This window comes from Vibrio sp. KUL80 (assembly GCF_059725495.1).
Map to the genome: position 1 here is coordinate 406,889 of NZ_AP045841.1, position 11,444 is coordinate 418,332.

The 11,444-nt window shown below is 47.9% G+C and carries 8 protein-coding genes and 8 tRNA genes; 15 read left to right on the forward strand and 1 reads right to left on the reverse strand.

Annotation, left to right across the window (positions count from 1 at the left end):
- Positions 1-24: 24 nt before the first annotated feature.
- A complete protein-coding gene (gene mutS, locus AC6I8U_RS01860; RefSeq protein WP_498017598.1) occupies positions 25-2,586 on the reverse strand; it encodes a DNA mismatch repair protein MutS in 2,562 nt (853 codons plus the stop codon).
- A 147-nt stretch (positions 2,587-2,733) separates the two neighbouring features.
- Between mutS and pncC the strand changes: the two genes are divergently transcribed.
- The 15 genes from pncC (at position 2,734) to AC6I8U_RS01935 (ending at position 11,439) form a co-directional block, all read left to right on the forward strand.
- Positions 2,734-3,234, forward strand: a complete 501-nt coding sequence (pncC, locus tag AC6I8U_RS01865) for a nicotinamide-nucleotide amidase (RefSeq protein ID WP_394150909.1) — start codon at positions 2,734-2,736, stop codon at positions 3,232-3,234.
- A 203-nt stretch (positions 3,235-3,437) separates the two neighbouring features.
- Positions 3,438-4,475, forward strand: a complete 1,038-nt coding sequence (gene recA / locus AC6I8U_RS01870; protein ID WP_498017599.1) for a recombinase RecA — start codon at positions 3,438-3,440, stop codon at positions 4,473-4,475.
- A gap of 77 nt (positions 4,476-4,552) precedes the next feature.
- Positions 4,553-5,017 carry a recombination regulator RecX gene (recX, locus tag AC6I8U_RS01875; RefSeq protein ID WP_446570123.1) on the forward strand — a complete coding sequence of 155 codons (465 nt, stop codon included), beginning with the start codon at positions 4,553-4,555 and terminating at the stop codon, positions 5,015-5,017.
- Between the two features lie 159 nt (positions 5,018-5,176).
- Entirely contained in the window at positions 5,177-7,762 is a 2,586-nt protein-coding gene (gene alaS / locus AC6I8U_RS01880) for an alanine--tRNA ligase (RefSeq protein ID WP_498017600.1), read from the forward strand.
- A 217-nt stretch (positions 7,763-7,979) separates the two neighbouring features.
- On the forward strand, positions 7,980-9,167 hold the full coding sequence (locus AC6I8U_RS01885) for an aspartate kinase (RefSeq protein ID WP_498017601.1): 1,188 nt from the start codon (positions 7,980-7,982) through the stop codon (positions 9,165-9,167).
- Positions 9,168-9,259: 92 nt separating this feature from the next.
- Positions 9,260-9,457 carry a carbon storage regulator CsrA gene (gene csrA, locus AC6I8U_RS01890; RefSeq protein ID WP_004415691.1) on the forward strand — a complete coding sequence of 66 codons (198 nt, stop codon included), beginning with the start codon at positions 9,260-9,262 and terminating at the stop codon, positions 9,455-9,457.
- Between the two features lie 210 nt (positions 9,458-9,667).
- A tRNA-Ser gene (locus AC6I8U_RS01895) sits at positions 9,668-9,760 on the forward strand.
- A gap of 45 nt (positions 9,761-9,805) precedes the next feature.
- Positions 9,806-9,882, forward strand: a tRNA-Arg gene (locus AC6I8U_RS01900).
- A gap of 27 nt (positions 9,883-9,909) precedes the next feature.
- Positions 9,910-10,002: transfer RNA gene (locus AC6I8U_RS01905), tRNA-Ser, on the forward strand.
- 69 nt (positions 10,003-10,071) lie between these two features.
- Positions 10,072-10,148, forward strand: a tRNA-Arg gene (locus AC6I8U_RS01910).
- Positions 10,149-10,250: 102 nt separating this feature from the next.
- Positions 10,251-10,327: transfer RNA gene (locus AC6I8U_RS01915), tRNA-Arg, on the forward strand.
- Positions 10,328-10,406: 79 nt separating this feature from the next.
- Positions 10,407-10,483 (forward strand) — tRNA-Arg (locus AC6I8U_RS01920).
- A gap of 67 nt (positions 10,484-10,550) precedes the next feature.
- Positions 10,551-10,627, forward strand: a tRNA-Arg gene (locus AC6I8U_RS01925).
- 68 nt (positions 10,628-10,695) lie between these two features.
- Positions 10,696-10,772, forward strand: a tRNA-Arg gene (locus AC6I8U_RS01930).
- Positions 10,773-11,181: 409 nt separating this feature from the next.
- A complete protein-coding gene (locus AC6I8U_RS01935; protein ID WP_042473248.1) occupies positions 11,182-11,439 on the forward strand; it encodes an oxaloacetate decarboxylase subunit gamma in 258 nt (85 codons plus the stop codon).
- Positions 11,440-11,444: the final 5 nt, after the last annotated feature.

Here is an 11,444-nt window from a genome sequence, read left to right on the forward strand (position 1 = left end):
GCTAGGAGGGGTAGCAGCGCGCTCCTAAAGCAACTGCTTCAACCGATACAACTCTTCCAACGCTTGACGCGGCGTCAAATCATCCGGATTAATCTGCGCCAGTGCTTCTTCCACTTCGCTTGGCTCAGGAATCAAACTTAGCTGATTAGCAATATCGACTTGTGGCGATTCTGCGCGAGCAGGGTTTTGTCCAATTTGCTCTAGCTGCGTCAGTTTTTGGCGCGCGTTCTTAATCACTGCTTTTGGCACACCAGCAAGGCCAGCAACGGCCAAACCGTAAGACTTACTAGCTGCACCTTCTTGAACCGCGTGCATAAACGCAATCGAATCACCATGCTCAACCGCATCCAAATGAACATTAGCAAGGTTAGGAAGCTGATTCGGCATCTCTGTTAGCTCGAAGTAGTGTGTCGCGAAGAGCGTCATCGCGCCAACCTTGGTTGCTAACCATTCCGCACTGGCCCAAGCGAGCGAAAGACCATCGTAGGTGCTAGTGCCACGGCCAATCTCATCCATCAACACTAGGCTGTTTTGCGTGGCGTTGTGGAGAATGTTCGCCGTTTCTGTCATCTCCACCATAAAGGTTGAGCGACCCGATGCAAGATCATCAGAGGCACCGATGCGGGTAAAGATGCGATCTAATGAGCCAATTTCTGCCGATTCAGCGGGCACATAACAGCCAATGTGAGCCATTAGAGCAATAAGCGCAGTCTGTCGCATGTAGGTCGATTTACCACCCATGTTTGGACCTGTAATGATCAGCATTTTACGCTCAGGGCTAAGCGCGATTGGGTTGGCAATAAAAGGCTCATCCATGACCTGCTCTACCACAGGATGACGACCAGATTGGATCTGAATACCCGCTTTTTCGCTCAGCGTTGGGCGGCAGTAATCTAAGCTCTCTGCGCGCTCTGCTAGGTTTTGCAGTACATCCAATTGAGACAGCGCAGACGCAAGGTTTTGTAACTGCTCTAAGCTTGGGAGTAACAAATCGAACAGCTCTTCCCAAAGCTTTTTCTCAACGGCGAGAGCCTTAGATTTTGAGTTCAGTACCTTATCTTCATGCTCTTTGAGCTCAGGAATAATGTAGCGCTCAGCATTTTTTAGAGTTTGCCTACGAACGTAGTGTGGCGGCACTAGATGGCTTTGACCACGGCTCACCTGAATATAGAAACCATGCACATTGTTGTAGCCAACTTTTAACGTGTCGATACCGTGGCGGTCACGCTCATCATGCTCAAGCTTTTCGAGGTACGCGGTAGCACCGTTGGCGAGGTCGCGCCACTCATCGAGCTCAGCATTGTAGCCATCGGCAATCACACCGCCGTCACGAATAACGACCGGAGGGTTCTCTTTGATCGCTCGCTCAAGCAAATCAGCCATCGACTCCATGGGTGCAGAATAGTCAGCCAGCTGTTTGAGATAAGGGTGGGCCACGGTCTCAAGACTTATCGCCAGTTCTGGTAGCTGTTGTAGCGCGCTTCGTAAACGAGCCATATCACGAGGTCTTGCCGAGCGCAGTGCTAGCCTTGCCAAGATACGTTCGATGTCACCGATCTGCTTGAGCGTTGGCGCAATCTCGGTATAGAGCGCGTCTTGCTTGAGCTCAGAGATGGCATCCAAACGATAGTTCAGTGTTTTTTGGCAGCGCATAGGTTGATGGATCCAGCGCTTTAGCATTCGGCTACCCATGGCTGTTGCGGTGTGGTCTAGCACCTCCGCTAGCGTGTTTTCATGGCCGCCAGACAGGTTTTGGGTTAACTCAAGGTTGCGCCTCGTGGCCGCATCGAGAATGACCGATTGATCTTGACTGTCTAGAGTCAACGAGCGGATGTGAGGAAGCGCGGTACGTTGGGTGTCTTTTACGTATTGGATCAAACAGCCTGCCGCACATAAACCTAATACACAGTTCTCGACACCAAAGCCGACAAGATCTTTGGTACCAAACTGTTGGTTGAGCTGCTGACGCGCGGTATCGATCTCAAACTCCCACACAGGGCGACGACGATTGCCATTGCGACTTGCCATGATATCAACAGGTTCAAAGTCTTCAGGAAACAAGAGCTCTTTAGGCGCAGTGCGCTGCAGTTCAGCTAGCATGGCTTCTTCTGTACTGGGTTCACAAAGTTGAAAACGACCAGAGGTAATATCCAGAGTAGCGTAGCCAAATTTGCCATTTTGGTGATAGATTGCGGCAATAAGATTATCAAGCCTTTCCGAGAGCAGAGCTTCATCTGAGACAGTGCCGGGCGTAACGATGCGCACGACTTTTCTCTCAACCGGACCTTTGCTGGTGGCAGGATCACCGACTTGCTCACAAATTGCTACCGATTCGCCAAGCTGGACCAGCTTAGCTAAGTAGCCTTCGACAGCATGAAAAGGAACACCTGCCATAGGAATAGGCTCACCCGCGGAGGCGCCGCGCTTGGTCAGTGAGATATCGAGCAATTGAGATGCGCGTTTCGCGTCATCGTAAAACAGCTCGTAAAAATCGCCCATTCGATAGAACAGCAAGATATCTGGATTCTCTGCTTTTAGCTTCAGATATTGCTGCATCATTGGTGTGTGTTTTTGTTCCGCTTTCACTGTCACTTCTTTGCTACTCGTTTTTCATTGCCGCCTAGGATACGTGAAAGCGGCGAGAGCGAAAAGGGCAGAGTCGTCACTGATATCACGTAAGCGCAGGTATTAAACCCAATTAAGTCCCACACGAAGGACTAGGAGTTGTGTCAAATGCAAAACATATCTGAGTTAAGTGCCAACCTAGGTCAATTACTGCAACAGAGAGATCAGGTTTTAGTGACCGCTGAATCCTGCACAGGTGGGGGCGTGGCAACCGCGATTACCGATATCGCAGGCAGCTCTGCGTGGTTTGACCGAGCGTTCGTCACCTACAGCAACGATGCCAAGATGGAAATGATTGGTGTGAAGTCAGAAACGCTTGGGAAGCATGGCGCTGTGAGCGAACCTGTGGTGATTGAAATGGCGCAAGGAGCACTATCTCATTCAAACGGAACCCTAAGTGTCGCAATCAGTGGTATCGCTGGACCCGGTGGAGGCAGTGAAGAGAAGCCAGTCGGAACCGTATGTTTTGCATGGGCATCTTCTCAGGGCTGGCAGAAGGTAGAAACCTGTTTGCTAACGGGTGACCGAGCGAGTGTTCGTTTACAGGCAGTAGAGCATGCACTAAGAACGTTACACACCCATGTTCTTGAAGATGAGCCGTTTAGCTAAGCCTATTGAAATATAAAGAGTCTTGGTGAAGTCACACTGAGGTCACAAAAAAATCTTCATACAGGTATAGACACTGTATGAATAAACAGTATAATAAAATACATCTTGCGATGAATTGAACGCATCGCTTACCTGATTAAAACAGCTCAAGCACGTAAGTTGCCTAAAGCGTATATCCGTAAAGGATAGTTGTGGAGAAAGTAATGGACGAGAATAAACAGAAGGCGTTAGCCGCTGCATTAGGTCAGATTGAAAAACAATTTGGTAAAGGCTCAATCATGCGCCTTGGTGATAACCGTACCATGGACGTAGAAACCATTTCAACGGGTTCACTTTCTCTAGATATCGCACTAGGTGCAGGTGGTCTGCCTATGGGTCGTATCGTAGAGATCTACGGTCCAGAATCATCAGGTAAAACAACACTTACCCTTGAATGTATTGCTGCCGCTCAAAAAGCAGGCAAAACCTGTGCGTTCATCGATGCTGAGCACGCCCTAGACCCTGTCTACGCGAAGAAGCTAGGTGTTGATATTGATGCGCTGTTGGTTTCTCAGCCAGATACTGGTGAGCAAGCGCTTGAAATCTGTGATGCTCTTGCACGCTCTGGTGCGATTGACGTGATGGTTGTCGACTCGGTTGCTGCACTAACACCAAAAGCGGAAATCGAAGGCGAAATGGGTGACAGCCACATGGGTCTGCAGGCTCGTATGCTTTCTCAAGCTATGCGTAAGCTTACTGGTAACCTAAAGCAGTCTAACTGTATGTGTATCTTCATCAACCAAATCCGTATGAAGATTGGTGTGATGTTTGGTAACCCAGAAACTACCACGGGTGGTAACGCGCTTAAGTTCTACGCCTCTGTACGTCTTGATATCCGCCGTACTGGCTCTATCAAAGAAGGCGATGAGGTGGTGGGTAACGAGACTCGCATTAAAGTCGTTAAGAACAAGATTGCAGCGCCATTCAAACAAGCAGAAACTCAGATCCTATACGGTCAGGGCTTCAACCGTTACGGTGAGCTGGTTGACCTAGGTGTTAAGCACAAACTGGTTGAGAAAGCAGGTGCTTGGTACAGCTACAATGGCGATAAGATTGGTCAAGGTAAAGCAAACGCATGTAAGTTCCTGCGTGAAAACCCAGAAGCGGCACAAGCGATTGATAGCAAACTACGTGAGCTACTGCTAACGCCTGAGATTGTTGAAGAAGCAGAAACTGGTGAAGCGCCGGCAGAAGAGCTATAAATCTGCAATTGAATTAAACAAAGCCCTGCACTGCGGGGCTTTGTTGTATCTGTTTTCCTATCAAATTATTAGTCTCTATGTATCAACGAAAGCCACCGACCCTGTCCGCTAATGAAGCTGCGATCCAACTGTTAAGTCGCCGAGATCATGGCGAGTATGAGTTGTACCAAAAGCTTGCCTTCAAAGGCTATGAGGAATCCGAGGTTGAAGCCGCGATAGAGCTATGTAAGTCATATCGATATCTTGATGACCTGCGCTTTGCCAAAAGCCAGGTAAGACAGCATGTCTACAAAGGTCATGGTGAACGTCGAATTCGTCAAGAGCTGAATCAAAAGCGCGTCTCAGAGTCGGTCGTGAATGAAGCCTTGATGGAAGAAGAAGTCGATTGGTTTGAGCTTTGTAAAACCACAGCTGAGAAAAAGTTTCGTCACGGAAAAGCCAGCGATCCCAAAGAATATGCCAAGCAAGTGCGATTTCTACAGTATCGAGGCTACTCTTTTGACCAAATAAACTACGCACTAGATTCACTAGAAAGTGAATAACACCTGCCTGCCACTGCCCGCAAATACTTGTCCTGACTTGAATAAAGTTTAATTTCCTTCCGTTTGTTGCCTTTTTTACCAGAAGACTAGGCGAATCCTTACTCATGGGGTTACAATATGCCCCCAAAATCTAACTCGAATTATTTCAGGAAGAGCTGCATGTACATGAGCACAGACGAGGTTCGCAACGCGTTCCTTAAGTTCTTTGAGAGCAAAGGGCACCAAATCGTAGACAGTTCATCGTTGGTTCCACACGATGACCCAACTCTGCTTTTCACAAACGCCGGTATGAACCAGTTTAAAGACTGTTTCCTTGGCCTAGAAAAGCGTAACTACACTCGTGCCACTACGGCCCAGCGTTGTGTTCGCGCTGGTGGTAAGCACAACGACCTTGAGAACGTAGGCTTCACTGCTCGTCACCACACTTTCTTTGAGATGCTGGGTAACTTCAGCTTCGGTGATTACTTCAAAGAAGATGCCATCAGCTTTGCTTGGGAATTCCTAACAGAGACGCTAAAACTGCCAAAAGATCGCCTGCTGGTTACGGTTTATGAAACAGACGACGAAGCATTCGAGATTTGGAACAAGCAAGTGGGCGTTCCTGCAGACCGCATCGTTCGTATCGGTGATAAAGAAGGCGGTAAAGCGTACGAGTCAGACAACTTCTGGCAAATGGGTGACACTGGTCCTTGTGGTCCATGTACAGAAATTTTCTATGATCACGGTGAGCATATCTGGGGTGGTCGTCCTGGTACTCCAGAAGAAGACGGTGACCGTTTCATCGAGATCTGGAACAACGTATTCATGCAGTTCAACCGTCACGCCGACGGTACTATGGAGCCGCTACCAAAACCATCGGTAGATACAGGTATGGGCATCGAGCGTATCTCTGCAATCATGCAAGGCGTTCACTCAAACTACGAGAACGATGTATTCCAAACGCTAATCAAAGCAGCAGCAGAAGTGATCGGCTACGAAGACCTTTCGAACCAATCACTGCGCGTTATTGCTGACCACATTCGTTCTTGTTCATTCCTAATCGTTGACGGCGTAATGCCATCAAACGAAGGTCGTGGCTACGTGCTTCGTCGTATTATCCGTCGTGCAGTACGTCACGGTAACAAGCTAGGTGCACAAGGTGCCTTCTTCTACAAGCTAGTTGGTACCCTAGCATCAGTAATGGGTACGGCAGGTGAAGAGCTTAAGAAGCAACAAGCCGTTGTAGAAAAAGTACTGCGTATCGAAGAAGAGAACTTCGGTCGTACTCTTGAACGTGGTATGACAATCCTGACTGAAGCGCTTGATAATCTTGGCGACGAGAAAGTGCTAGATGGCGAAACCGTATTTAAACTTTACGATACCTACGGCTTCCCTGCTGACCTGACTAACGATGTGGCTCGTGAGCGCGAGTTTGCTATCGATGAAGAAGGTTTTGAGAAGGCGATGGAAGCTCAGCGTCAACGTGCGCGTGAAGCTGGCCAGTTCGGTACTGACTACAATGCTGCGATCAAAGTTGATACCGATACTGAGTTCTGTGGTTACACAGGCACAGAAGGCAGCAGCACAGTGGCAGCTATGTTTGTTGAAGGCAATGAAGTGGAAGCACTCTCTGCTGGCGACAAAGCGATTGTGGTTCTTGAAGAGACACCGTTCTACGCAGAGTCGGGCGGTCAATGTGGTGACGCTGGCGTTCTGAAAACATCAGCGGGTCTATTCAAAGTGGAAGACACTCAAAAGCTAGGTAACGCAATTGCACACCACGGTGAGCTGGTTGAAGGCGTACTTGCTAAGGGCGATGAAGTGGCAGCGACTGTGGATGCAGAGCGCCGCGCGGCTATCTCGCTAAACCACTCAGCTACGCACTTGTTGCACGCAGCACTGCGTCAAGTTCTGGGTGAGCACGTAACGCAGAAAGGCTCGCTAGTGAAGCCTGATAACCTACGTTTTGACTTCTCTCATCTTGAAGCGATGACCAAAGCGGAAATCAAACAAGTTGAGCGTCTTGTGAACGCACAGATCCGTACTAACCATGTGATCGAAACCAACGTTATGGACATTGAGTCTGCGAAAGCAAAAGGCGCGATGGCTCTGTTTGGTGAGAAGTACGACGATGAAGTTCGCGTTCTGTCTATGGGTGAATTCTCAACTGAGCTTTGTGGTGGTATCCACGCAAGCAACACTGGTGACATTGGCCTATTCAAGATCACCTCTGAGGGTGGTATTGCTGCGGGTATCCGTCGTATTGAAGCGGTAACAGGTGAAGCGGCTCTGGATGCGATTGAAGCGACAGCGGCACAGTACGAAGCGAAACTTGGCGATGCGGCAAGCAAAGCGAAATCTCTTGAAAAAGAGATTGCTCAGCTTAAAGACAAGCTAGCAGCTGTAGAAAGCGCCAATATCATGGGTAAAGTAGAAGAGATCAATGGTACTAAGGTACTGGTTGCTGCTCTTGAAGGTGCTGACAGTAAGAACCTACGTACCATGATGGACAACGCTAAGAACCAAATGGGCAGCGGTATTGCATTCATTGCCAATGTTGCTGATGGCAAGATTGGTTTGATCGCAGGTGTGACCAAAGACCTAACTGGCAAAGTAAAAGCGGGCGACCTAGTTAAGATGGTGGCTGAGCAAGTTGGCGGTAAAGGTGGTGGTCGCCCAGATATGGCGCAAGCAGGCGGCAGCGATGTCGATGCGCTTCCAGAAGCGTTGCAATCTATCCGTGGTTGGCTTGAAGAGCGTCTATAACTCTTAAGTAAGAACCTCTAAATGCCCAATCAATGTTTGTTGATTGGGCATTGTTGCTTTTGGTCACTACCTATTCAGTGAATCAATTGCACAGTGCAGAACTGCACATCTATTTAATAGGCGAGGTACATGGCGTCGCCTAATACAGGGAGCGGTCACTCAAGACCGTAATTTCAAAATTCGACAACACTATGTTGTCTTGGGAAGGTGAAGACTGGTGAAAAGACCACTAATCGTGCAAAAGTTCGGTGGAACTTCTGTTGGCTCTGTTGAGCGTATCCATAGCGTTGCAGAGCATGTAATTCGAGCTAAACAAACCGGCAATCAAGTGGTTGTCGTTGTCTCAGCGATGTCAGGTGAGACCAACCGTTTGGTTGAACTTGCCAAACAAGTAGACAAAGTGCCAAACGTCAGAGAGCTGGATGTATTGCTCTCTGCAGGTGAACAGATTTCTATGGCACTGCTGTCGATGACGTTGAGCAAACTTGGACACGCGGCGATATCTCTGACCGGTGGCCAGGCACGAATTATGACCAACAATAATCACAACAATGCCACGATTAGTCATATTGATACCAGTGTCATCGATGAACACCTAGCGCAGGACAAAATTGTGATTGTCGCTGGATTCCAGGGCATAAATGAAGTCGGCGATATAACGACATTGGGACGAGGTGGCTCTGATACAACAGCGGTCACCCTAGCGGGTGCCTTAAAGGCACAAGAATGCCAAATATTTACCGATGTCGACGGCGTTTATAGCTGCGACCCTCGAGTCGTCAAAAACGCGCAGAAGCTCGATACCATCGATTTCCCAACTATGCACGAAATGGCCCACAAAGGCGCCAAAGTGCTCCATCTTCCTTGCGTGGCTTATGCGTGGCAAAATCATGTGCCGCTGCGTGTGCTTTCTAGCTTTGACGCAGGAGAGGGGACATTAGTGGCGGGTAAAGAGGCTAAACCTGGGATCTGTGGTCTAGCAATACAGAAACAGGTGGTGTCACTACGTATCTGTGAAGAACATGTCGATGTTGTTGATAAGCAAAAGCAGATGTTGGGAGTGGAAGAAAGCCACTGGGTGACAGATTTGACCTACAGTCATTTGTTGGTGAAAACAGATTGCCGTGACAAGCTAAAATTAGTCATTGAAGACAAGATAGTTACAGAGCAGGACGTCTCACTTCTGACACTTGTGGGGTCAAATGCCGCAGAGCAAGCGTCACAATATCAACAACTTCTCAACTTATCAGACATATCTGTTCTACACTTTTGTGAAGATACGCACTCAATTACACTCGTTCTCGAGCCAGGGGCTATCGACAAAGCGGCTAACGTACTGCATGATAACTACATTATCGCCAGTGGATCCGTTGAGAGAGAAGAAAAACAGGTACATTTGGGGTAAATACTTTTCAGAAGATAGTTTACGAAAATATAACTTTTGTTGGATAATAAGTTTTGTAGCAAGATAATTAGAGAATACTCAAGGAGCTAAGAATGCTGATTTTGACTCGCCGTGTTGGTGAAACGTTGATGATTGGTGATGAAGTCACTGTTACTGTATTGGGTGTTAAAGGCAACCAAGTTCGCATTGGTGTTAATGCTCCAAAAGAAGTGTCAGTGCATCGTGAAGAGATCTACATGCGCATTCAAGCGGAGAAAGGAAACGGTAACGTTGCATCAGGCAACTACTAATCCTAACTAGAGAGGGCTGGCAATTTGCCGGCCTTTTTGTTGCGTGAAATTTGCCATAAAACAGAGGCACCAAGGCGAATTTTGCTTAGGAAAGCTACGATTAAATGGTGGTTTGGTTAATTTGCCAACGCTTAGTCTGTTTTTTCCTATTTTTACCAAGAAAATGTTTGACTTATTTTTGGTAAATCGTAATATGTGCCTCCGCAAGACGGTGAGGTGGCCGAGAGGCTGAAGGCGCTCCCCTGCTAAGGGAGTATACGGTTTGTAGCCGTATCGAGGGTTCGAATCCCTCCCTCACCGCCATTCTTGCATTGTGTTGTATGACACTGTTCTTATTGAACATATTGCGCGCTCGTAGCTCAGCTGGATAGAGTACCTGGCTACGAACCAGGCGGTCGAAGGTTCGAATCCTTCCGAGCGCGCCATTTCTCTCCTCGGAGTGAAATACATGTGGTGAGGTGGCCGAGAGGCTGAAGGCGCTCCCCTGCTAAGGGAGTATACGGTTTGTAGCCGTATCGAGGGTTCGAATCCCTCCCTCACCGCCATTTATTGACTGTTTCAGTCAATTTTTTTGTTCAAAAAGAAATTAAATGTGATATGCTTCACAACCTTGCGCGCTCGTAGCTCAGCTGGATAGAGTACCTGGCTACGAACCAGGCGGTCGAAGGTTCGAATCCTTCCGAGCGCGCCATTCTCTCTTTTTGTTGAGGATGCCCTTTGGGAAAGGACTTTCTCTTATAGAGAAAAAGGGTAATGCCCTGTAACGTCAAATGACAATGCGAAAACTTATTGCGCGCTCGTAGCTCAGCTGGATAGAGTACCTGGCTACGAACCAGGCGGTCGAAGGTTCGAATCCTTCCGAGCGCGCCATTCTCTTTGAAAGAGCGTTCTTTTTGAAAGAGACAGGGGAAGCCCTGCATCGTTAACTGACAACACGAAAATTTGTTGCGCGCTCGTAGCTCAGCTGGATAGAGTACCTGGCTACGAACCAGGCGGTCGAAGGTTCGAATCCTTCCGAGCGCGCCATTCATTCTACTTTGTAGAGAAAAGGGTAATGCCCTGCGGTGTCGAATGACAATGCGAAAACTGTTGCGCGCTCGTAGCTCAGCTGGATAGAGTACCTGGCTACGAACCAGGCGGTCGAAGGTTCGAATCCTTCCGAGCGCGCCATTTTCTTTCTTTACAGAGACCTAGGGTATTGCCCTGCAGCGTCGAATGACAATGCGAAAACTTGTTGCGCGCTCGTAGCTCAGCTGGATAGAGTACCTGGCTACGAACCAGGCGGTCGAAGGTTCGAATCCTTCCGAGCGCGCCATTCTTTAGAAACCTCGCTTCGGCGGGGTTTTTTATTAACAAAATTTTATCATATCAATAACCTTATTATTACAACGCAATGTTTTTAAACGAAAAATTGCGGTAATTTTAAGCGTGTCCCAGTTTTTCAACTTTAGTTTGTTTATGTTGAGATCTCATGTGAGGTCATAGTATGAAGTTCTGTGTAAGCCTAAATACACCATAAATTGTCGTGTGCATCATAGTTTTTCATTCGAATGACGTTTTAATGACGGCGTAAGATTAAACAAAATTGACAAACTTTCACCAATCGAGATAATCCTAGACCTCTTGCAATGGATCGATGCAAGGCCATTGTGAGTCAATCAGTGAGCAGTGACGCCACAAAAACGATTGAGTAACTTGTCAGGATGACAAAGAAAGGAAGCAACATGACTAATATTGGAAGCCTGCTAGGAGATGCAGCCACCCTCATGCTAACGGGTATGGCCGTGGTATTTGTATTCCTAACAATCCTCGTTTATCTCGTTCGGTTAATGTCAAAATTGGTACCAGAAGAAGTACCAGAACCGATCGCAGTTCCTACTCAGAATAAAACCCAACCATCCCCCTCAAATGGTGTTAGCCCGAATGTGGTGGCAGCAATTTCTGCCGCTGTCCATCAATACCGCACTTCGGCCGCTAAATAGATTGA

What these genes read in the sequence shown, in the direction of transcription:
- pncC (WP_394150909.1), top strand. Translation starts at nt 2,734, where the DNA reads ATGCAAAACATATCTGAGTTAAGTGCCAACCTAGGTCAATTACTGCAA.
- recA (WP_498017599.1), top strand. Translation starts at nt 3,438, where the DNA reads ATGGACGAGAATAAACAGAAGGCGTTAGCCGCTGCATTAGGTCAGATT.
- recX (WP_446570123.1), top strand. Translation starts at nt 4,553, where the DNA reads ATGTATCAACGAAAGCCACCGACCCTGTCCGCTAATGAAGCTGCGATC.
- alaS (WP_498017600.1), top strand. Translation starts at nt 5,177, where the DNA reads ATGTACATGAGCACAGACGAGGTTCGCAACGCGTTCCTTAAGTTCTTT.
- csrA (WP_004415691.1), top strand. Translation starts at nt 9,260, where the DNA reads ATGCTGATTTTGACTCGCCGTGTTGGTGAAACGTTGATGATTGGTGAT.
- AC6I8U_RS01935 (WP_042473248.1), top strand. Translation starts at nt 11,182, where the DNA reads ATGACTAATATTGGAAGCCTGCTAGGAGATGCAGCCACCCTCATGCTA.